The organism is Paenibacillus yonginensis (genome assembly GCF_001685395.1).
GTDB lineage: Bacteria > Bacillota > Bacilli > Paenibacillales > Paenibacillaceae > Fontibacillus > Fontibacillus yonginensis.
In genome coordinates this window covers 2691214-2711814 of sequence record NZ_CP014167.1, presented here as the reverse complement: position 1 = coordinate 2711814, position 20601 = coordinate 2691214, and the positions used below count along the sequence as shown (strand labels likewise).

19 protein-coding genes are annotated in these 20601 nt (G+C 45.4%); 13 read left to right on the top strand and 6 right to left on the bottom strand.

Going from position 1 to position 20601, the window contains the following annotated elements; all coding sequences use genetic code 11:
• The first annotated feature begins 16 nt into the window (after positions 1–16).
• On the top strand, positions 17–919 hold the full coding sequence (locus AWM70_RS12360; protein WP_068696802.1) for a methyl-accepting chemotaxis protein: 903 nt from the start codon (positions 17–19) through the stop codon (positions 917–919).
• Positions 920–1010: 91 nt separating this feature from the next.
• Here the strand turns inward: AWM70_RS12360 and AWM70_RS23110 are convergent, their stop codons facing one another.
• The gene (locus tag AWM70_RS23110) at positions 1011–2432 is read right to left on the bottom strand and encodes a Rid family hydrolase (protein ID WP_099093084.1); all 1422 of its coding nucleotides are present in this window, start codon (positions 2430–2432) and stop codon (positions 1011–1013) included.
• 428 nt (positions 2433–2860) lie between these two features.
• Between AWM70_RS23110 and AWM70_RS12350 the strand changes: the two genes are divergently transcribed.
• The 7 genes from AWM70_RS12350 to AWM70_RS12325 all read left to right on the top strand — a co-directional run bounded on the left by AWM70_RS12350 (position 2861) and on the right by AWM70_RS12325 (position 8667).
• Positions 2861–4894: a methyl-accepting chemotaxis protein gene (locus tag AWM70_RS12350; RefSeq protein ID WP_083180273.1), complete on the top strand. Its 2034-nt coding sequence runs from the start codon at positions 2861–2863 to the stop codon at positions 4892–4894.
• A gap of 147 nt (positions 4895–5041) precedes the next feature.
• A complete protein-coding gene (locus tag AWM70_RS12345; protein WP_068696800.1) occupies positions 5042–5383 on the top strand; it encodes an AbfB domain-containing protein in 342 nt (113 codons plus the stop codon).
• Positions 5384–5424: 41 nt separating this feature from the next.
• The gene (locus AWM70_RS24390; protein ID WP_068696799.1) at positions 5425–5832 is read left to right on the top strand and encodes a hypothetical protein; all 408 of its coding nucleotides are present in this window, start codon (positions 5425–5427) and stop codon (positions 5830–5832) included.
• Complete coding sequence (locus AWM70_RS24385; protein ID WP_237167702.1) at positions 5798–6034, top strand: hypothetical protein; 237 nt, start codon at positions 5798–5800, stop codon at positions 6032–6034. Before AWM70_RS24390 ends, AWM70_RS24385 begins: the two co-directional genes overlap by 35 nt.
• Entirely contained in the window at positions 6006–6413 is a 408-nt protein-coding gene (locus tag AWM70_RS24380; RefSeq protein ID WP_068696797.1) for a hypothetical protein, read from the top strand. The genes AWM70_RS24385 and AWM70_RS24380 overlap by 29 nt, the downstream gene beginning before the upstream one ends.
• A 235-nt stretch (positions 6414–6648) precedes the next feature.
• Positions 6649–7869 (top strand): multidrug effflux MFS transporter, encoded by a 1221-nt coding sequence (locus AWM70_RS12330; protein WP_068696795.1) that lies wholly within the window; start codon positions 6649–6651, stop codon positions 7867–7869.
• 90 nt (positions 7870–7959) lie between these two features.
• Complete coding sequence (locus AWM70_RS12325) at positions 7960–8667, top strand: DNA alkylation repair protein (protein ID WP_068696793.1); 708 nt, start codon at positions 7960–7962, stop codon at positions 8665–8667.
• Positions 8668–8790: 123 nt separating this feature from the next.
• Here the strand turns inward: AWM70_RS12325 and AWM70_RS12320 are convergent, their stop codons facing one another.
• On the bottom strand, positions 8791–10143 hold the full coding sequence (locus tag AWM70_RS12320; protein WP_068696791.1) for an MATE family efflux transporter: 1353 nt from the start codon (positions 10141–10143) through the stop codon (positions 8791–8793).
• A 145-nt stretch (positions 10144–10288) separates the two neighbouring features.
• Between AWM70_RS12320 and AWM70_RS12315 the strand changes: the two genes are divergently transcribed.
• The gene (locus tag AWM70_RS12315; protein ID WP_068696789.1) at positions 10289–10987 is read left to right on the top strand and encodes a TetR/AcrR family transcriptional regulator; all 699 of its coding nucleotides are present in this window, start codon (positions 10289–10291) and stop codon (positions 10985–10987) included.
• 138 nt (positions 10988–11125) lie between these two features.
• Here the strand turns inward: AWM70_RS12315 and AWM70_RS12310 are convergent, their stop codons facing one another.
• The gene (locus AWM70_RS12310; RefSeq protein WP_068696787.1) at positions 11126–11614 is read right to left on the bottom strand and encodes a pyridoxamine 5'-phosphate oxidase family protein; all 489 of its coding nucleotides are present in this window, start codon (positions 11612–11614) and stop codon (positions 11126–11128) included.
• A 490-nt stretch (positions 11615–12104) separates the two neighbouring features.
• On the opposite strand from AWM70_RS12310, the gene AWM70_RS12305 reads away from it, so the two are divergent.
• From AWM70_RS12305 to AWM70_RS12290, 4 genes are all read left to right on the top strand, one after another.
• Complete coding sequence (locus AWM70_RS12305; RefSeq protein ID WP_068696784.1) at positions 12105–13205, top strand: tyrosine-type recombinase/integrase; 1101 nt, start codon at positions 12105–12107, stop codon at positions 13203–13205.
• Positions 13206–13374: 169 nt separating this feature from the next.
• The gene (locus AWM70_RS12300; protein WP_068696782.1) at positions 13375–14025 is read left to right on the top strand and encodes a hypothetical protein; all 651 of its coding nucleotides are present in this window, start codon (positions 13375–13377) and stop codon (positions 14023–14025) included.
• A gap of 1539 nt (positions 14026–15564) precedes the next feature.
• Entirely contained in the window at positions 15565–16086 is a 522-nt protein-coding gene (locus tag AWM70_RS12295) for a P-loop nucleotide/nucleoside kinase family protein (RefSeq protein ID WP_068696780.1), read from the top strand.
• A gap of 239 nt (positions 16087–16325) precedes the next feature.
• Positions 16326–17240 carry a hypothetical protein gene (locus AWM70_RS12290; protein ID WP_068696778.1) on the top strand — a complete coding sequence of 305 codons (915 nt, stop codon included), beginning with the start codon at positions 16326–16328 and terminating at the stop codon, positions 17238–17240.
• A gap of 292 nt (positions 17241–17532) precedes the next feature.
• Here AWM70_RS12290 and AWM70_RS12285 read toward each other — a convergent pair whose 3' ends face one another.
• The 3 genes from AWM70_RS12285 to AWM70_RS24125 form a co-directional block, all read right to left on the bottom strand.
• Entirely contained in the window at positions 17533–19092 is a 1560-nt protein-coding gene (locus AWM70_RS12285) for an IS5 family transposase (RefSeq protein ID WP_068700626.1), read from the bottom strand.
• Between the two features lie 250 nt (positions 19093–19342).
• Complete coding sequence (locus AWM70_RS24310; RefSeq protein ID WP_229716897.1) at positions 19343–19393, bottom strand: putative holin-like toxin; 51 nt, start codon at positions 19391–19393, stop codon at positions 19343–19345.
• 569 nt (positions 19394–19962) lie between these two features.
• Positions 19963–20052 (bottom strand): putative holin-like toxin, encoded by a 90-nt coding sequence (locus AWM70_RS24125; protein WP_257784530.1) that lies wholly within the window; start codon positions 20050–20052, stop codon positions 19963–19965.
• Between the last annotated feature and the right edge of the window lie 549 nt (positions 20053–20601).

The window sequence follows — 20601 nt, the reverse complement described above, 5'->3', positions numbered from 1 at the left end:
GGGGGTCGATTATTAAATGTTACAACAAACGTTAGTGGATGAAAGCATTTTAGGAGTGCTGAAGAGGAACTTTGCCATAATCCGTTTTAACACTGATCGGAAAGTAACTTATGTCAACGAGGTTTTCGCTAAAGTGATGGGGTATTCCGTTGAAGAGATAGAGAATATGCAACATAGTGATTTCTGTTTCGAATCGTTTGTTAAGTCTCCTGCTTACGAGCAATTCTGGAGGTTACTGCTAGCCGGTGAAGGTTTCCAGAATAAAGTGGAACGGAAAAATGCCCATGGTGAATCTGTATGGCTGGAAGCGACCTATATGCCGATCTTTGACGAGCAGGAATCGAAGGTAGTGGGCGTTATTAAAATCGCTTCGGATAGTACTAAACGTCAGTGTAGTTTATCTACTGTAGTTAACGAAGTAATGTCTTCCTCTAAGGACTTAAACGATCATGCGGAGAAGGGAATTAGCCAAAGCAGGGAACTACTGCTTAGCGTGGACAGGATAGCTGAAATTTCCGAGCATAATACGGTTACAATTAAAGAACTTAAAGAGCAAACTAAATCTATCCAGGGGATTGTGCAAACGATCCGGGATATTGCTTCTCAGACGAATCTGCTCTCCTTAAATGCAGCAATTGAAGCTGCTCATGCCGGTCCTTATGGTAAAGGCTTTGAAGTAGTGGCCTCAGAGGTACGCATGCTGTCTAACCAAGTGTCGAATTCCATTACCGAAGTGCAGGGCACCATATCCGGCATTACAAAGGAAATTAGTGAGATTTCAGATGGAATTAGCCGCATTCAGTCTTCTATTGTGGAGAGTCAGCATCAGATACGAGTGACTATGGACAGATTTGACAGCGTAGTTCTCCATGCGCAGAAACTGGATGAACAGGCGCACAAAGCAGCAGAAATGCTCTAATTCACCACTGTCTGTTGTCTGTTATGCAAATCGAAAAGAGGGTGTTCCCAAAGCCATCCTAGATGAGCTGAGGGACACCCTCTTCAGTTAATTAGTTGTGTTTGGAAGTAATGTTAAGGGTACGCGCTGCTCCATCCCATTTAACCTCGGCTCCAAATACTTCAGTAATCAGACTGTCTGGGATCATGGCGTAGTTGTTAGTAATTTGTACGGCAGCCTGCATGGTCTGCATTTGGCCGTTTACCAGAACTGACTTTGAACCCACAGTGAATTTGGCGGTCAATTCTCCCTGAGTAACCGTAATAGGCTGGTTCATTCCCGACCATGTTACGGTTGCGCCCATGGCGTTCAACACACTGCGCAGCGGCACGAGCACTCCGGTACTGTTCTGTACTGCAGCTTGCATGTTGTTCAGTTTATTGCCATCCACATAAACAGCGATTTTACCGCTTGCGGGCTGTTCGTTAGAAGCTTGTCCGCCAGAAGCCTGCCCGCTCGAAGGTTGTTCGCTAGAAGGCTGTTCGCCTGCGGGCTGTTCGTTCGAAACTGGCTTGTCAGGTGCGTAGAACGTTCCTTCCACCTCTACAATATCATCCTGGTTCAAGCGGTCAACCTCGATAATCGTACGAGGAGGGTAAGGGCCGTCTCCCCATAACTCCTGCTGGATTTTATTGACGATCGGGCGGTAGCGGTACATGTCAGTAGTATAGACGATGATCCGGGAGGCATCGCGGAGGGTTGCTCCTTCGGACTCTGCTATGAACTTCATGTTAAGGAATGCTTGGCGAATCCGTCCTTCCTCATCAGCTACCAGAGTATTTGTCTTTGGATCTATACCTCTCATACCGGCAACATAGATATTATCGCCTGCACGTGCAGCAAGGTCCCAAGTTCCTGTTGACTGAATCGCCCCGGCGGGGTGCAGGATTTCAACGCCATTTGGAGAAATTTTGCTGTCTGCAGCTGCATTTTCCAGGCTGCTTGCATGGGAAGTTTTGTTGACAGGAGCATAAAAAGTACCTTCCACCTCTACAATATCATCCTGGTTCAAACGGTCAACCTCGATAATCGTACGAGGAGGGTAAGGGCCGTCTCCCCATAACTCCTGTTGAATTTCATTTACCATCGGGCGGTAACGGTACATATCGGTGACATAAACAACGATACGGGTTGCATCTTGAAGCGAAGCTCCTTCCGACTCGGCAATGAGCTTCATGTTAAGAAACGCTTGGCGGATCCGGCCTTTTTCATCAGCAACCAGCGTATTCGTCTTCGGATCTATCCCCCGCATGCCAGCCACATATACATAATCCCCCGCACGTGTACCCAAGTTCCAGGTGCCAGTGGATTGGATTGCACCCTCCGGAGCTAAAGTTTTCACTCCGTTCGGCGATAGGGTCGTCTGCGGTGCAGCGAAAGCCTGCATGGCCAAGGACGCCCCGAAAATTTGAAGAGCTGCAACAGCAGCAATCGCTCGTCTGAAGGGCCTTGAGTTTAATTTCTGTCTTATCATAATAGAATTCTCCCCCTGTGCAATGTAGTTCTTTTTCTCAAAAATAGCAGTAGGCCATCTGGAGGATCTATTAAAACGGGTATCCATATCCTTCCTGAAAAATTGAGAAAAATCCCCATAACTATATCATAAATATGAGGGGTGTCAATTTAAAAATAGGACTATATGACCTTTGGAATTTGGGGCACTTCCTTTAGTTCATAAAGGGAAATAGATAAAATTTAATTATTTAGCTGACTTTTTTGCTGGTTATGAAAATATAGTTTTCGCAAAAAATATTAAAAAACTTAAACATTTATCACTTTTATGCCGAAATAGGAGGATAGGGTTGAAGCCCTAAAGAGAGTTTAGGGGCAAAAGGCCTGCCTGGCCGGTAATAAGCTGGTTGAGAAGAAATCTGATTTGGTTCTTGGGGGGAGACAGAAGCGATGAAAGAGAAGGAGAAAGAGAAAGAGAAACAGAAACAGAAACAGAAAGAGAACAAGCAGTCAGGAAAGAAAACATTTGTATGGAATACGATTAAAAGTCGTTTAACACTTGCCTTCTTGGCGGTACTGCTGATTCCAACCGCAGCTTTGGGATGGATTTCCTTCGAGTCTGCAAAGAGTGCAATTACAGATCAGTTCATGAGGAACACCCATCAAACCGTTGAGTCGGTGAATACGGATCTGGATAACCTAATACAGACAAGTTTTGCAGATTTGGATTATCTGTCTAAGACGGTTAATACACAAATGGTGGCTGGAACGGAGAGCCCTAAACTAAGACAAGTGCTGGATCCTATAAAAGCAGTAAAAGCAGAGTACGATTACGTCCAATATGCCACAAGCGATGGTAAATTACTGAACTCTCCGCAGCAAACCTTTGCAGAGGGATTTGATCCAAGAGAACGTGCATGGTACAGCAATGCTATGGCGGATAAAGGAAAAACGTTTGTAAACAGCCCTATTGTTAGTCAGGACGGCAAAGTAATCGTTGTTCCTTCTAAAGCAGCTGAGGATGGATCGGGCGTCGTCAGCGTGGTCCTGAGCTTGACTAATCTCTCTCAGCAGGTAAATAAAATCAAGCTCGGTGAGAGCGGAATGGTAAATATTCTGGACTCCGAGGATAAGTATTTGGTTCACCCGTCTATTGCAGCCGGGACGGAGAGCAAGGAAGGTTATGTAGCTAAACTAAACAGCCAAGCGTCGGGCACAGTTGATTTCAAGTCCGATGGCGTACAGAAACGCGCCGTTTTTGTAACCAATGAATTGACTGGATGGAAGATTGTCGGCACCATCAATATGGATGAAATTACGGAAGCTAGCAGCCAAATTCTTATAACGACCCTGATTGTCATTGTGATCGCTGTCGTGCTTGGCCTAGCCCTTGTATTTGGAATTGTTCGATCCATACACAGCCCTTTAAAACGTTTGATGACTGCAACGAAAAGGATTGCTGACGGAAATTTAACTGAAGAAGTGGCTGTTAAATCCAAAGACGAGCTTGGGCAATTGTCGGTTTCTGTAAATCAGATGACAGCCAACCTGCGTCAATTGATTAGTCAGGTCGGTTTCAATTCATCCCAAGTTGCCGCAACCTCGGAAGAGCTGTCGGCGAGTGCGGAGCAGACAACCCAGACGGCAGAACATATAGCGAATTCTATTCAGGAGATTGCCGAAGGCTCGGATAAACAGGTTAGTACCGCTAACGAGTTCACACAAGCAACGACTGAAATATCAAAAGGCATGGATCAGGCTGCGGCCTCGATTCAATACGTGTCTCAGTTGACGGCAACAGCGAGTGACAAAGCTAGTGACGGCAACAAGGTCGTCGACAAAACCATTGAACAAATGAGACTTGTTCAGGGGACGGTTAGCCAAACCGCGAACGTTGTTAATACGTTAGGAGAAAAAACGAGAGAGATCGGCAACATCGTTGGATTGATAACCGAGATCGCGGGCCAGACCAACCTATTGGCACTAAATGCCGCTATTGAAGCAGCACGGGCAGGGGAAGACGGAAGAGGGTTTGCGGTTGTAGCTAATGAAGTTAGAAAGTTGGCCGAGCAGACAGGTACGGCAGCCGGTCAAATCCGGGGACTTATTGAAGAGTTCCAAATAGAAGCAGAGAATGCAGTCCATTCTATGAACGAGGGGACCTCTGTTGTAGACGAAGGTATTAACATGGTGAATTTAACAGGTGATACCTTCAAAGAGATCGTATCTTCCATTGAGAGAGTAGCCGCTGAATCGCTTGAAGTGTCTTCGATTGTCGAGCAAGTCAATGCGAGTTCGCAAAATATGGTGGAGCTGGTGACAGAGGTCGCCACGATAGCTCAGCAGTCAGCTGGCAATACACAAAGCGTGGCCGCATCTACACAGCAGCAAAATGCTTCGATGGAAGAGGTATCCGCTTCGGCTGAAACTCTTAGCAAGATGGCTCAGGAGCTGCAAGAAGTCATTAGCAAGTTTAAGGTTTAAAACTTCCGGGATTCATTTTACGTGGGGAAGTCCCAGTATAGTCTATCAGCCAGTTGCCTTTATAGGCAGCTGGCTTTGTTTATTTATTCAGGTCCCTCATTTCTAAGTTAACTTAATATGTTCTGAAATATGGAAGTATCCGGCGAAATGAGGGTCAAGAGCGAAATAGCCTACAATGCGGAATCCCAGTGGAAAATGGTGAAAGGGCTGGCGGATGCCTCGGCAATATCCATAGAATCCGCTTCTAAACCGGGTTACTTCCTTCGCCACAAGGACGGAAAGGTATGGCTGGAAGCCAATGATAACACGACCCAGTTCAAAAATGATGCCACCTGGCATCTGCGTACAGGACTGGCAAACTCGTGGGCAGTTTCCTTTGAGTCCTATAATATTTCGGGAGCTTATCTGAGGCACCGGGATGGCTTGCTGGAAATATCCTCGATATCCACGGATCTGGACCGGCAGGATGCTACCTTCTATGTAAAGTAGGTTATTAACGGCCTCCTCTATATTATAGAAGGAACGATTGGATGATACAGACAACATTGAAAATTCCACGTACAGAATACCCAAGACCGCAGTTTGAGCAGAAGAACTGGCTGTGCCTGAATGGCGAATGGGAGTTTGCTTTTGATGATGCCAATATCGGAGAGAAGGAGAAATGGCAGAACGCCAAAGGGACATTTTCCCAAACCATCACCGTCTTGTCAAAAGTCGAGTTGACCCCGGATGTGGACCGCAATGAAATCCGTATCGTTTCTTTTGTAGATGGGTTTAGAGAAAATGAAGAGATTCGCCTGGAGGCCGAAATTTATTTTGAAGGCAAGCTGATCACCAACATCGTCCAAACGGTGCGGCAGGCCAGCGAAACCCGGGCAGTCGGGCTGAACGATTTCGCCGAACATGGGCACGGCCGCTTATGGAGTCCGGAGCACTAATTTATATGACATCCAGTTCCGATTGCTGCAAGGTGAAACCGTGCTCGATGAGGTCTCTTCCTATTTCGGCATGCGCAAAGTTTCGATTGAGGGAGGGAAATTCTGCCTGAACAACCGTCCCTATTACCAGCGTCTTGAACAAGACCTGTTGTCTATAATGACGGTGGGAACAGATGACCACGGATCTGGTGACCATTCATGATTATGAAAGCCGGGAGGAAGTGCTGAAGGAACGGTATGCCAGCGTTGAATCAGCCCTGGAGGCAATGCCTTCTAACAAACGTATCTTTGTAGGAGGCGCTAAATATGAAGGCCAGCCCATTCTGGTCTCTGAATTCGGGGGCATCTCCTTCAAGAAAAGCGAGTGGGAGGGCTGGGGATATTCAGGTGCCGAGAACACCGAGGATTTCCTGAACAGGCTCAAGGCGGTGCTGGATCCTATGTTCACTTCACCGGTTATTCAGGGGTTCTGCTATACGCAGCTGACGGATGTGGAGCAGGAGATTAACGGCCTGCTTACCTATGACCGGCAGCCGAAAGCACCAGTTGAACAGATTCGCAGGATAATAAAAGGAGAGTAGACACGCTCCTGCTACCTTCATTGAAGGCAATAAGACCACAAAGCTCGTGAGAACGAAAGCTTTGTGGTCTTTTTTTAGATCCATTTCCTAAAATTTTTAATAATAGTTCTTGACTTAAAGCGAACTCTATGACCTAATAGCAAAGGATGGACCAAAACTAAGAGTGGGAGTGGATGAGAGAAAGTAGAAGTAGAAATAGAAATAGAAATCATACTGGGGACTGGAGTTAATAAAAATGATAGAAAACCATAAAAAGAATGTTGTTGTTGGCTTGGCTTTGCTGCTGGGGTTATTTTCGACGTTAGGTCCGTTTACCATTGATATGTATTTGCCGGCATTCCCTCAAATTGCTGAGCATTTCAATACGAACGCCTCACTGGTGCAGTTTAGTCTGACTGCTTGCTTGCTTGGATTGGCCATAGGCCAGCTTGTCATGGGCTCCCTGAGCGATGTTTATGGACGGAGAAATCCTTTGCTGATTTCGATGGCTATATATGTCATCTCGTCGTTAGCATGCTCGTTTGCACCTAATATCGGATTGCTGATCCTGTTCCGGTTCGCCCAAGGGTTTGCTGCTTCCGCAGGGATCGTAATCTCACGGGCAATAGCCCGCGATCTTTACAGCGGTCATGAACTGACTAAATTTTTCTCTTTGCTGCTCCTTGTAGGGAATTTGGGCCCGCTTGCTGCGCCGATTGCCGGTAGTGGTATTCTTTCCTTCACGACATGGGTGGGTGTGTTTATCGTGCTGGCCGTGCTGGGAACGTACTTACTTGCAATGACAAAATGGCGCTTGGAGGAGACCCTCCCGGCAGACCGGCGTGAGCCGGCCAACTTCGGGCATCAGCTGCGCAGCTACGGCATGCTTTTGCGTGACCGTAAGTTTGTCGGCTATATGCTGGCGCAGGGTATCATGATCGCCGGGGTGTTTGCTTATGTTTCGGGCACACCTTTTATCTACCAGGATATATACGGCGTTACGCCTGCTGTCTTTGCCTTGCTGTTTGGATCAAACGGCATTAGCTTGATTATAGGCTCGCAGCTGGTGGGACGTATGGCGAATCGTATATCAGAGCAGACTTTCTTATTGTTTGGCTTATGGGTTGCCTTATTTGCAAGCGTGGCCGTATTAGTGGTAGCTTTAGTCCATGGTCCGCTGTTCGCTTTGGTTATCCCGCTCTTTTTCTTTGTATGTTCGATTGGCATTACCTCTACGGCGGCATTTCCGCTTGCGATGGAGAGCCAGGCCAATATGGCGGGAAGCGCTGCGGCGCTGCTCGGGGTTATCCCCTTCCTGCTGGGTGCGGTGGTCGCTCCTCTGGTGGGGATTGCGGGTGAAGACACCGCTGTTCCGCTGGGCTTGATTATTTTGGCGACGAGCACGGCTGCGATGCTGGCCTATTTCGGACTGGTCAGAAAAGCTCCAAAAGGGGCATCGGCACCAAACCTGGACTGATTGATTGCAGTCCTAATCCGGCAATAATTGAAGCAGCCGGGGTGGACCAAGCCGCCCACGAAAGAAGGAGGGAGGAGGGAGTGTAGAACGATGGATTTTGAAACGGTTATGCAGGAGCTTGAGGCTCTCGGCAAGGAAAGACTCAAGAAAATGTATTTGTCCAACGGGGCGAGGGAGCCGCTGTTTGGCGTGGCTACTGGTGAAATGAAGCCCATTTTCAGGCAAACGAAGCTGGACCAAGCTTTGGCGGAGCAGCTTTATGCGACGGGAAATTATGATGCGATGTATTTTGCCGGCATGATTGCGGAACCAAACGCCATGACCGAGTCGGACTATGACCGCTGGATGGATGCAGCCTATTTCTACATGCTTTCCGATTTTGTAGTGGCGGTGACTTTGGCGGAAGCGGATATAGCCCAGGATGTTGCGGATAAATGGATGGCAAGCGGCGAAGATCTAAGAATGTCAGCTGGCTGGAACTGTTATTGCTGGCTGCTCGGCAGCCGTCCGGATAATGAATTTTCAGAGAGCAAACTGAGCCAGATGCTTGTACAAGTGGAACAATCGGTTCACGATGCTCCTGAACGGACGAAATATGCGATGAATAATTTCCTGTATACAGTGGCTACTTCCTATTTGCCGCTTCATGATAAAGCCGTGGCAGTCGCGAAAGCGGTACATCTGGTAGAAGTCAAAGACAATAAAGGGAAGACCAAGATTTTAAACGCTGTGGAAAATATTCAAAAGATGGTGGACAGAGGGAAACTTGGCTTTAAACGCAAGCATGTAAGATGTTAACGTTTGGGTTAACGAGCTTAAATTGGTAAAAATAATAAGGACAGCAGGTCGTATTGACCGGCTGTCCTTTTATAATTTAACGGGATTAACTGCTTGCTGTAGCCCCTATAATATACCAACTGCCTATTGGACCAGCTGCTCCAAATCCGGCTGCAATTTATTGCGCAGAATATACAGCATGACGGCTCCAACCAGGAACGCGGCGGCATCCGCAATGACGAGGGACCAGACCACCCCGTGGAAGCCGTTCAACCGATCGGCGATAAACAGCACGGGAATCAGCGTAATTCCCTGAATAATGGACATAATGAACGCGGCGGTTCCTTGCGCTGTGGCTTGGAAGATCCCTGTAAACAGCGTGGTCATGCCAGTAATAAACAAGGATAAGAACGTGACGTGCAGAATGTAGCTGCCCATTTGAATTAACTGCGGGTCATTCGTAAATAATCCGATCAAGTGGTCAGAAATGAGGTAAACGACGACGCCGAACAGGACGGCTAAAGCCACGATCGTCTTGATCGTAAACCCAATCGTATGTTTCATCCGTAATTTATTTGCTGTAAAAGAGAAGGCAATAAGAGGCACAACTCCCTCGCACAAGCCCATCAGAATAAACTCCGGAAATTGCAGTAAACGGGAAGAAATACCGTAAGCCGCAACGGCCTGATCCCCGTATTCAACCAGGAAGCGGTTAAAGATCAGCGACATAGCCCCGAGGAAAATGCTCATAATAAACACGGGAACCCCAATTTTGAACACATTGCCGAGAATGTCCTTGGTAGCCCGGAACCATTTTGGAGATATCGTTAGGAATTGGCTTGCAGATCCTATATGGAAGGCGAAAAAGGCACTTGCGACCATGTTGGAAATGACCGTCGCCGAGGCAACGCCGATGATGCCCCAGTGGAAAACATAGATGACCAGCGCATCCAGGATAATATTTACGATAACGCTCAGGATCATCCCGATCATCGAGGTGATGGCCGCCCCTTCGGAGCGAACGATATTTTCCAGCGTGAAAAATAAGACAACAAATGGTGAACCCATCAGCATCACCGTGACATAGTCCTTCGTAATGCCGAAGGAGTCCGGTGATGCGCCCAGGCCATGAACGATCGGATCAATCAGCGGGAGGCCGACGGCAATGACGAGAAGACCAAGAGCCAGGCTGCTGTAAAAAGCGAAGGAAGACACGTGTTTGACGTCCTCGTATTTCTTCTCCCCAAGCAAACGCGAAATGAAAGTCCCGCCGCCCATGCCAATTAAATTGCCTAATGCCATAATGACGGCGAACAACGGCAAAGTTAAGGCAAGTGCGGTTAACACGGCAGTATTGTTTAGGGTGCCCAGGAAATAGGCATTCAAGATGGAATAGATGACACTCATTGACGTGCCCAGCATCATCGGGACGGCGAAGTGAGCTACGGCTTTGGCAATTGGCGCTTTCTCAAAGTAATGGAGGTTTTCTGCATCCATGTGGATCACTGCTTTCTTTATAGATTTTGATAGATTTTGTTCCAATCTAACAGTGTTAGTTTGAACCTTACAGTGTTAGATGATATCATGAATTTATAAACCTGTAAATAATAAACTTACACTGTTAGATAAAAGGACGGTTGATATGAAAAAGCAGCAGCCTCAGATTTCGGAGGATAAGATTTTGGAGGCCTCATGGGGGCTTCTAGGGGAAGAGGGAATTGAGAAATTCAGCTTGAGGCGGCTCGCCGACCGGCTGGGAATCCAGGCCCCCTCTCTGTACTGGTACTTTAAAAGCAAGCAGGATCTTTACCAGCGTCTGGCCAACCAGGTATCGAAGATCATTCTGGAAGAGTTCCACTCCGAAGGAGACTGGAAGGAGCAGCTAACGGGACTGGCCGTCACGGTACGAAGCGTGCTCAGCCGGTATCCCTGCTCCACGCAGCTTATGATGATGACGCTGCCTCACGAACCGGATATTATCCGGTTTACCAACCGGATGTTACTGTGCGTGGAAGAGACGCCGCTGGAGCAAGAGCAGAAAATGCAAGTCGTCACCACGCTTGTGAACTATGTCTTCTATTTCGTGCTGGATGCCTATCAGCATGAGCGCAATGTCGCCGCTATCGTTAAGGACAAGATAACGCTTCCGAGTGAGGAGATGTTTCGTCTTCTTGACTCCATGAGCGATTCGGAAGCCGGGCTGTTCCGCAGAATGTTCACCAATGGGCTGTTCGAGCTTATGGGGACTGACAGTGCTTTTGAGTTTGGTTTGAAGCTGATTCTGCTCGGGATTGAGCAGGTGATTCAGGAGAAGGAGAAGGAGAAGGGGAAGGGGAAGTAACTAAGGGCAGGAGACATTCGAAAAAAGAGTAGAAACATGGATTAAACGCCCATCCGAAAGCCGGATGGGCGTTGTTGATCATGCTGGATGGGATCTTATGGGGGAGTAGAGGCTAAACCAAGAAAAGCGCTTAGACTCTTAATTTAATTCGATAGTCCGGTTGATATCGGTATCTTCGGTATTTTTGCCAAGCAGTCTGCGGAACAAAAATTTCCCCATTTTAAACTTGTTGCCCGCATCCCAATATTCGGCGGCGTCTGCTTTTACCTTGATTAGGATAAGGTTCGGGTCGTCAGGGGTCGTGTCTAGAACTTTCTCGTATGCCGGGCTCCAGAATTGCTTCAGCTTCCCGGGGGCGTCCACAAGCTCCGCTTCGCCTCGAATCGAAACGAAGGATTTGCCTGCATAAGCCACATTCACTTGGCGGTTATGGAGCAGCTCATGGAATTTGTCCGTGTCTTTTTTGGTCAGAAACCAGAGGTCGCCATCAAACTCTACCTCCTGGGTTTTCATGGGGCGAGAGACCAGCCCTTCTTCCGATACCGTGGTCAGCATGGCCGTTTCTATGCCTTTGATCAGCTCACGAACTTGCTCAACCGCTTGCTGGTTTTGAGAGGTCGTATTCATGATTGTAATCACCTTCCCGTAAATGGTATTTCTTTATTATTACACCTATTAGGGGGTGTTAAACCTTGTAAGGGGCGCTAAACCCTGTTTAGAGGCGTTAAACCCTGTTAAGGAGTTTAAACCTTGGCAGGAACCAAGGAGTGTTGAACCTTGGATGAAAAGGTGCTCTTCTGCAGGGGGAACTGACGGTAGGCGTGACTTCTGTAGGGTTGTCTACAAGGCGGGGATTTCCGCCGTTGGAATGGAATGAACAAAGTGGGGGTGAATGGCTGGCTGCTTGGGCTGCTTGCTATTGATGGGATTCATCTGCTTCGTATAGAATGATGAAAGGAGATTCATTTCATAGGGGTTTAATAGATTCCGAAAGCATCGGAAGGCGGTTTTCTTTTCCATAAGGGGAGAAAGCGGCCTTTTTTGTTATCCGCGTTTGAAGGAAACTAGACGGAGACGGTCTTCGGTAACTTTTTATCGAAAAGGAGAGGTCATGAACATGATAGAGGTTGTAAAATTGAACGCTGATTCACTGGGCATCAAGCTGCCTTACCATCCGGAGCATATCGTGTCCATCCGCAGAATTCAGGGGAGACGTTGGGATGCCGGGCAGAAACTATGGATCGTTCCGTATAAGAAATCTGCCATTTTACAGCTGCTTGAGATGTTACCAAGAAAGCTTCTTTCGTTTGAACCCACGCTGCTGAAGGAGTGCGAATGGATAGGTGCGTTTGAAAAGGAGGACAGGAACAAAAGCCGTTTTAACCGTGCTGTCTTGATCGAAGAGTTAAAGAAGTGCGGTTACAGCAGCAAGACGATCAAGGCCTATTGCAGCCAGGTACAGCGTTTTGTGCAGACCCTTCCGCCGGATGTGCCCGAGATCAGCAGCGAAGCTGTCCAGAAATACTGTCTGGCTCTACTGGCTAATCACATCTCCCATTCCAGCGTGAATCAGACGATCAGTGCGATCCGCTTCTATGCCAAATACGTGTTAAACAACCCGGTGAATGAAATTCAGTATATCCGTCCTAAAAAGCAGCATACCTTGCCTAATGTTTTGTCGGAAAACGAAGTGAAAAAGCTTTTAACGTCGATAACGAATTCCAAACATAAAGCTGTTCTCTATCTGACCTATTCTTCCGGGCTAAGAGTATGCGAGGTGGTACGGCTGCGGATGGCCGATCTGGATACGGAAAGGCAGACCTTGCGAGTCCGGCAAGGGAAAGGGAGAAAAGATCGGAATACTCTCTTATCTCGAGCGGCTACGAACATGGTGCAATCCTATATTGCTCAGTTTCAGCCTGAGGAATGGTTGTTTCCAGGACAGAATCCCGGACGACACGTAACCGAGCGTACTATCCAGAAAGTGTTTGAAGAGGCGAGAAGACGGGCGGGTATCCTCAAAAAAGTAAGTATTCACTCGCTGCGCCACTCTTTTGCGACTCATTTGCTGGAGGGCGGAACCGACCTCCGGTATATCCAGGAGCTGCTTGGTCACCAGAGTGCCCGGACAACCCAGTGTTATACCCATGTCAGCACAAAAAACATACAACGTATCCAGAGTCCGCTCGATCGGATGGATCTGGAGGAGCAGGAGTAGGCGCAGATTAAAATTCACTTCGCCTATACCTCTTTATGGATTATACTAGAAGAAGTTCGGATAATTACCGATATGTGGTATTTATATGAAGGTCGTATAAATGACGTTAGCTGAAATTACCGTAAAGAAAATACCATTACAAAGATTATAAACCCATGGAGGATAAAAAATGAGGAAAATTGAAGAGAACTATAAGTTGCTCTTAAATAATGTCCAGAATAAAGCCAATAATATTAACACTGAGCTAGACTCTATTTTAGATGTTATTCCAGGTGAAGTTGAAATCGATTTGGTAAGCAGAACAGTACTGAATACATACTTCATTGCAGATAATGAAACAGATTTAAAAGAGTTTGAGGGCTATTTTTCTTCATTTGGAGAACTATTAAATAGAACATTAATAGAAGAGTATTCTAATGTGTATTCATTTATTGAAACTAGTACGCAATTAATCATTAAGGAAATGAATAAAGAAAAAGAGTACAAAAAATATAAAATGGCCAACAGACTCTCGAAGAAGTCTGAATTTTATAAAATGATCAATTTCATAGACGATATAATTTTCAAATTTAGTAAGGATAATTATTTAATTATTGACTTTATTGATGAACATATAAGACCAATTAGAAATGATGGAATGCACAAACCATACGAAAGCATAGGAAATGAGATAAAAAAAGCAATTTTAATAGATAATACAAATGTGGATAGCAGACTTAGAAGTGTTTATTGTTATTTTGTGGAAGAGATTAATTCCTTATATGGGGTGGCTGAAATTTTTAAATTGATATTGTTGGACATAGTGCTGGATAAAGGATGAGTATATTTTTAATGGTAGTGACTCGAAGGAGACGGTAACATCACATAACAATGTATTCACGCTGCGGAACCTGCCGGTTCCTGGGTCGCCTTGGGATAGAGGAAGCGTATTCAACAACGAAGCGAAGTCAGTAGCAGGGAAGTAAACTCAGGCGACAACCACTGCGAGGCTAAGTCCTAACGGACCCGGCGCTGTAGCGCCTTAAGCCTCTCGGGTTCGTGAATACTGGGAACGTTATATGACAGATCTGCCCCGAAAGACGATTTGTAAGTAGGTTCGTCCGCAACGTCCTGTTGCTGTAGTAGTTAAAGGAATTGGATTTTTAATGGTAATGGAGTATCTTTGACTTATGATCAAAGAATATTGTTACCCTTATCCGCGCCGAGGGCTATCCAAGATAAAAGCAGTACGTGCCCGCGAACAGAAAAAAGAACAATAAAGTCCGCGTCGATAGGCTATCCAAGAATAAAGCACAGAGTGCCCGCGATTCAAAAGACATTTAAAGTCCGATAGGAATTAAAGACCGAATTTTAAAAACGATAAAGGTCAAAAATTGCAAAGATCTATACAAAGACATCAAAGGATTTAAAAAAACTAAAAGAGATTTAAAGAGTATCAAGGGCTGTGGGTCGACGTCCTGTCTTTATTCGAAGAAGCGGGGCAGATCCATCATATAACATAATATTCACGCGGCGGGTCGGCTGAAACCGCCCCTTGGTCCGGCCGAAGTTATCAGATGTGGTTTCGAAGAGGCATTTGCAGTCAGCAAGGAAGCGGAATCAGCCGGACAACCCTGCGAACCTAACCGCGGTCGCGGCCGGCAACTGAAGCTGCCTTAAGGTTCTCGGGTTCGTGAATACGGGAACGTTAGGTGACATTAATGCAGATAATTAAAGTGCAAATTAAGGAAGTGATAGATTATTAGAAGCCATCTATTTTTTATAGTAATGACTCTAATTTGTTCCCCTTTGATTTTCCTAGCTATGTTCTTAGATTATAAATATTCAAGTCTATGGTACTATTTAATTCCTGCACTGTTACCCGTGCTCTTCCAAAGGAAATTCACTCATGTAGTATCATTTCCAATAGTCGCTGGAACTGTATCAGGTGTATTGGTTCATTACAAAATGCATGTAACCGGAGTTTATTTTTACCCATTTGATAATAATCTAGTAGTATTAGTTATATTAGAAGCGGTTTTCTTTGGAGTTATTCAAGGCATTGTTTTTACGATAATTAAAGTCATTAAGAGATATAGAAATAGATTGTGAACGCTATATCTGTGGGGCATTAACATCACCTAACATTATATTCACGCTGCGGATCGACTGGCGCCGATCCTTGGTCCGGCCGAAGCAGTCAGAAGCGGATTCAGTGAGGTATATGACAGTCAGCAGGGAAGCGGAATCAGCCGGACACATCCGCACCGACTAACCGCATCGCGGCCGGCTGCTGACGCAGCCTTAAGTCGGTGGGACGTCGTGAATACGGGAACGTTATCCGAAAGACTTGCAAAGAAAATAGTAGTGAGGTGCACTGATGTTTTTTCTTCAAATGTCGGGATTTCCTGGTTCAGGGAAAACAACTCTTTCTCGAAGAGTTGCACAAATAACCGGTGCAATTATTGTTGATCATGACACCTCAAAGACTGCGTTATTAAAAGCCGCAGAAGGACATGATATTGAGCTATGGGTTTTGGGGAAATTCTCATACACTGTGGATTGGGAATTAATAGACTTTTATTTATCGCAGGGGAAGAGTGTCATTTTTGAGAGTCCGTGTCTTTATCCAGAAATGATTAAGAACGGTTTAGATTTATCAAGTAAACATAAGGCAGAATACAAGTATGTTGAGTGTTACTTAAACAACCACACGGAAATAAATCGTAGACTTAAAGCAAGAGATAGGTTGATAAGCCAAATTGAAAGTACAACTCAAGAATCCTTTGAAGCGACTATTAATAATAGTCAGAGGCCACCATCGAATGTTGAGTATTTAATAGTTGACTCATCACAACCATTAGATACATACCTTGATAAGGTAATTGATTACATTAAATAAAAACATTTTTTTGAGAGTGTAATCAAGAAGGCAAGTCCATCGGATAACACAGCATTCACGCTGCGGGTCGCTGACGCGCCCCTTGGTCCGCCCGAGGAATTTCGAGGAAGCGGAACCAGGCGGACAACCCTGCACTGCCTAACCGCATCGCGGCCGCTCCCGTTGGTCGCTTAAGGCAGTGACGGTTCGTGAATGCCTGAACGTTAGGCGAAATCCACAACAATTCGAGGAGGCAAAACATGATAGGCGAAATTCTCTTAGGTATATTCGGTAATACAATTTATGACCTGATTAAATCGTCTCTAAAGGATTCCTTAATCGACAGAGATGAAGATTTAATTGGAAGAATTCATTCAACTATTGAAGAAGCAAGTAAGCAGTTTTTTTTAAAGTACGGAGATCAATTTGGTGAGCCTGATTCTAGTTTTCTAGCGAGGCAATCAAATATAGAAACAATTGTAAAGAGCATGTTCTATGGAAACAATTTCGAATTAGCTACAGCACTTTCTTCAAAAGGTTTCGATGGAGCAAAAGAAGTAGACCAAGAAGCACTGTTTTTTTTCACTAGCAAATTATTTGATTCTATGATGAAGGATTTTAGATTAAATAAAATAATTACAGAAAAAAACCATATCCAAGAAAGTAAAGAAACCTCTAATAAAATTTTAGAATTATTAAATAACTTAGTTCAAGAAAAACAAAATGAAACTAACCCTAAACAAGAAAATTTCGATGGATGGACAATTAGAGATGCATTTGGAAATGAATCTCAATTAATTGAAGGGAAACAATATTTCCAAAAATTTCCAAATGGACTTGAGTATTCCTTCATGTTTAAAGCAGGATTAATTTATGTGGAAATTCTAGATTTGCATGGACAAAAATCCTATTATGAGTTGGATATAAATGGAAATGTAAAGGGTACGAAATTTCCTTATCGACTTTCAGAATATAAACTTATTCTTCCCGAGGATCAAATAGTTCATAAAAATGTAATTCAACTTGCTAATGGTTTTTACAGAGAAGTAATCAAACTTAAATGGGATAAACAAGCTGATGTTGTATATAACCATAATGGTGAACTTCAACAAATAAATCTACATGGAGGTTGGGAAGTCAAACACAATGAAAGAATTATTATTCCAAGTTTTTGAATGTGTTGCGGACTTCGCCTAACACCATGTTCACGCATCGGGCCATTCGGCCCTCGGTCCGCAAGATGCATTTCGGGGAAGTGGATTCAGGCGGACACACCTGCGAGGCTAACTGCGCAAGCGCAGTTAGCCTCTCGGCGTCGTGAACACAAGAACGTTAAGTGAAATTACTGCGATAAAAAATCACAGACCAAATATAAATAAACTTAACAAGAAAATCTATAAAACCGTTATAAAATCAGTTATAATGAGGTAAGAATAAGTAGGGCTTGCTGAACAAGATTCGTTCCATCTACACCCAACGCAAGTCTCTAAACCCAAGCAGTCTGAAAAAATGCAAAAAGAGAACACGCAGTCGCCGCTCCAGATTCATGACCAGAAACTGAAGGGCGATGACGGTCAAACTGGTTTCGGCGCCACGCGCCCGAATGCGACCTAGGCCCAATTTGCGCTTGCCTTCTCCAAATTTTCCTTCGATCGCATTACGCTGTACAGCGTCCTGGCGCTCTTGCCGACGATCGGCGACTTCACTTTGCTCTTTCGAGGGTCTGCCGAGCTTCGGGCCACTAAGGCGAATCCCTAGCGTTTTGCAATAGTTCAGGTTGTCTCGATTGCGGTAGATTTTATCGGCTAGAATGACGGCGGGATAATACCCGAATCGCTGTTTGTACGCTTCCACCGATGCTTGCAGCGTGGTTGCCTCGTTGAAGCTGTCCCATTGTGCCGTTTCGATCCAAGCGTAACCGTCCACCAGACTGGCGGCGATTTTGGCGCCGAACTCCACGTTCGCTCCAGCTTTGCCTCGAACCATCGGACGTACATGCGGCTGTTCGATACTCACGATGCGATCGGCGACGACATGCGTATTCTTCTCTAGCATTTCGCGCTGCTGACGGTAGAGCTCCGAGATGATCAGAAGCTGGCGATAGTGTCTTTTGCTCAGTTCCGTGAGAGGCGTATACTTCACGAGGGCTTCAATAATCCGCAGATTCCGTCCCACGTAGCCAAGTTGCTTTTTGATCGCTTTGCGGATCACCTTGCCCGATGCCTTGCGTTGCTTGGAAACACTCAGGTACGATTTTCTGGCTTTCTCGCGGTACGTGCGCGGCTTCTCCATCGCTCCGACATGGGGACGGTGCAGCACGTCGATGATGTCTTCCAGGATTTCACGGGCGTGATTCAGCAGCCCCAAGTCAGTCGGATACTTGATGTCCGCAGGCGCGCATGTCGCATCCAGCATGAGGGTGCCCTTGTTCATGACTTCCGCTGTCGGTGCGGCTGTAGATGGCAGGACGTGTAGCTTTTTCGCCATGTTGCGGGGTTTCTTCGCCACAACAGGGGGCTCCTCGGGAATAGAGAAAGCGTCCCCTACCTCCATGGTGAGCTGCGAGCCGCCCGCGTCGTTGTCGTCGTCATCGCGATCTCGCTTGGACGATTTCGGTTTCGCCTCGACCTCTCGCTCTGCTTGCAGCGCGGCTTGGGCGATCCAGTCGTTGACTTCAGCTAGGATTTCCAAGCCGAGCCGTTCCCGAAAATGCGTGAGCAGGGAGTGATGAAACGGCACTTTATCGACATACGCGGTGTAGCCCAAGAAGAACTGCAAATATGGATTTTCCTGGATTTGTAAGGTGGTCTCGCGGTCACTTAAACCAAGGCGCTCTTTGATGATGAGCGAGCCGAGGGCGATACGTGCCGAGTACGCCTTTTGGCCGATGGCTGGGGACTTGAACGAGCTCACATATTTCTCTTCTACTTTGTCCCAAGGGATGATCGCCGCAAGCTGCACCCACCGATTGGTTGGATTTAATTTTCCGCCAAAGGGCAAATAGAAGTTTTCCAACAAGTCTGCCATATCTCGATTCAGCACGAACACTTTCGCTCACTCCATCTGCAAGGTTTTTTACCGATTTTCCGTGTTTTCTTTGCAGATGAATTCGACAAAAGTGCCTCTAAACCCTTGTGAGATAAGGATTTTTTGATTATTCAGCAAGCCCTAAGTAAGGAGCCGTGCGCGAACACGGCTCCTAAGCACAATAACTGCATAAAGAGCAGTCGGCCGCTAAGTGGTGGTCGAAATAGACCGTTACCTTAGGGAGGGCGGTCTATTTCTTTTTCATGTAGGTAAGAAGCGCCAAAATGAACATGCCAAACATGAGCATTAAGGTGAGAACATCTTTAACCTCCACAGGCATCACCTCCCTTCCGGGAGACTAGCCGACCGTCCTTCAAGCCGCATATTGTACCAGAAAATTATAACATATAAGACATGATGAAATATCATAAAAATACTATAAATAACTAGAATACATAGGAAACAATATAAATCTGTATAACTTATATGAGAATGTAAATACAAAGAAGGCAGTAACATCACTTAACAATGCATCTATGCTGCGGGGCATTTGCCCCTTGGTTGTCAGAAGCAAGCTCATAGACGTTAACTCAGACAACACACGACCCGACCTAAGATTAGAGTTATCTAAGGCCAGGTCACGTCATAGATGCGGGAACGTTAAGTGAAATTACTGCGATAAAAAATCACAGACCAAATATAAATAAACTTAACAAGAAAATCTATAAAACCGTTATAAAATCAGTTATAATGAGGTAAGAATAAGTAAGGAGCCGTGCGCGAACACGGCTCCTAAGCACAATAACTGCATAAAGAGCAGTCGGCCGCTAAGTGGTGGTCGAAATAGACCGTTACCTTAGGGAGGGCGGTCTATTTCTTTTTCATGTAGGTAAGAAGCGCCAAAATGAACATGCCAAACATGAGCATTAAGGTGAGAACATCTTTAACCTCCACAGGCATCACCTCCCTTCCGGGAGACTAGCCGACCGTCCTTCAAGCCGCATATTGTACCAGAAAATTATAACATATAAGACATGATGAAATACCATAAAAATACTATAAATAACTAGAATACATAGGAAACAATATAAATCTGTATAACTTATATGAGAATGTAAATACAAAGAAGGCAGTAACATCACTTAACAATGCATCTATGCTGCGGGGCATGCCCCTTGGTTGTCAGAAGCAAGCTCATAGAAGTTAACTCAGACAACACACGACCCGACCTAAGATTAGAGTTATCTAAGGCCAGGTCACGTCATAGATGCGGGAACGTTATAAGAAATCCCCGCATGTATTTAAAATAATATTAGAAAGTGGTTTCTTTAGAGAAGACAAACGTAATATCTTAGTCTTTACGATGATCATTTCGTATTTAGCATATTTTTTTGTTAAAAGATAGACTAAAGCGCTTTGATGAGAAAAAAACGAAATTTGATTGAAAAAGAGGAGTTTTATATTATTTTGTCGTATTAATAAATAACAGTTTATTTTGATTAACGTACT

What these genes read in the sequence shown, in the direction of transcription:
- AWM70_RS12360 (WP_068696802.1), top strand. Translation starts at nt 17, where the DNA reads ATGTTACAACAAACGTTAGTGGATGAAAGCATTTTAGGAGTGCTGAAG.
- AWM70_RS23110 (WP_099093084.1), bottom strand. Translation starts at nt 2,432, where the DNA reads ATGATAAGACAGAAATTAAACTCAAGGCCCTTCAGACGAGCGATTGCT.
- AWM70_RS12350 (WP_083180273.1), top strand. Translation starts at nt 2,861, where the DNA reads ATGAAAGAGAAGGAGAAAGAGAAAGAGAAACAGAAACAGAAACAGAAA.
- AWM70_RS12345 (WP_068696800.1), top strand. Translation starts at nt 5,042, where the DNA reads ATGAGGGTCAAGAGCGAAATAGCCTACAATGCGGAATCCCAGTGGAAA.
- AWM70_RS24390 (WP_068696799.1), top strand. Translation starts at nt 5,425, where the DNA reads ATGATACAGACAACATTGAAAATTCCACGTACAGAATACCCAAGACCG.
- AWM70_RS24385 (WP_237167702.1), top strand. Translation starts at nt 5,798, where the DNA reads ATGGGCACGGCCGCTTATGGAGTCCGGAGCACTAATTTATATGACATC.
- AWM70_RS24380 (WP_068696797.1), top strand. Translation starts at nt 6,006, where the DNA reads ATGACCACGGATCTGGTGACCATTCATGATTATGAAAGCCGGGAGGAA.
- AWM70_RS12330 (WP_068696795.1), top strand. Translation starts at nt 6,649, where the DNA reads ATGATAGAAAACCATAAAAAGAATGTTGTTGTTGGCTTGGCTTTGCTG.
- AWM70_RS12325 (WP_068696793.1), top strand. Translation starts at nt 7,960, where the DNA reads ATGGATTTTGAAACGGTTATGCAGGAGCTTGAGGCTCTCGGCAAGGAA.
- AWM70_RS12320 (WP_068696791.1), bottom strand. Translation starts at nt 10,143, where the DNA reads ATGGATGCAGAAAACCTCCATTACTTTGAGAAAGCGCCAATTGCCAAA.
- AWM70_RS12315 (WP_068696789.1), top strand. Translation starts at nt 10,289, where the DNA reads ATGAAAAAGCAGCAGCCTCAGATTTCGGAGGATAAGATTTTGGAGGCC.
- AWM70_RS12310 (WP_068696787.1), bottom strand. Translation starts at nt 11,614, where the DNA reads ATGAATACGACCTCTCAAAACCAGCAAGCGGTTGAGCAAGTTCGTGAG.
- AWM70_RS12305 (WP_068696784.1), top strand. Translation starts at nt 12,105, where the DNA reads ATGATAGAGGTTGTAAAATTGAACGCTGATTCACTGGGCATCAAGCTG.
- AWM70_RS12300 (WP_068696782.1), top strand. Translation starts at nt 13,375, where the DNA reads ATGAGGAAAATTGAAGAGAACTATAAGTTGCTCTTAAATAATGTCCAG.
- AWM70_RS12295 (WP_068696780.1), top strand. Translation starts at nt 15,565, where the DNA reads ATGTTTTTTCTTCAAATGTCGGGATTTCCTGGTTCAGGGAAAACAACT.
- AWM70_RS12290 (WP_068696778.1), top strand. Translation starts at nt 16,326, where the DNA reads ATGATAGGCGAAATTCTCTTAGGTATATTCGGTAATACAATTTATGAC.
- AWM70_RS12285 (WP_068700626.1), bottom strand. Translation starts at nt 19,092, where the DNA reads ATGGCAGACTTGTTGGAAAACTTCTATTTGCCCTTTGGCGGAAAATTA.
- AWM70_RS24125 (WP_257784530.1), bottom strand. Translation starts at nt 20,052, where the DNA reads ATGCCTGTGGAGGTTAAAGATGTTCTCACCTTAATGCTCATGTTTGGC.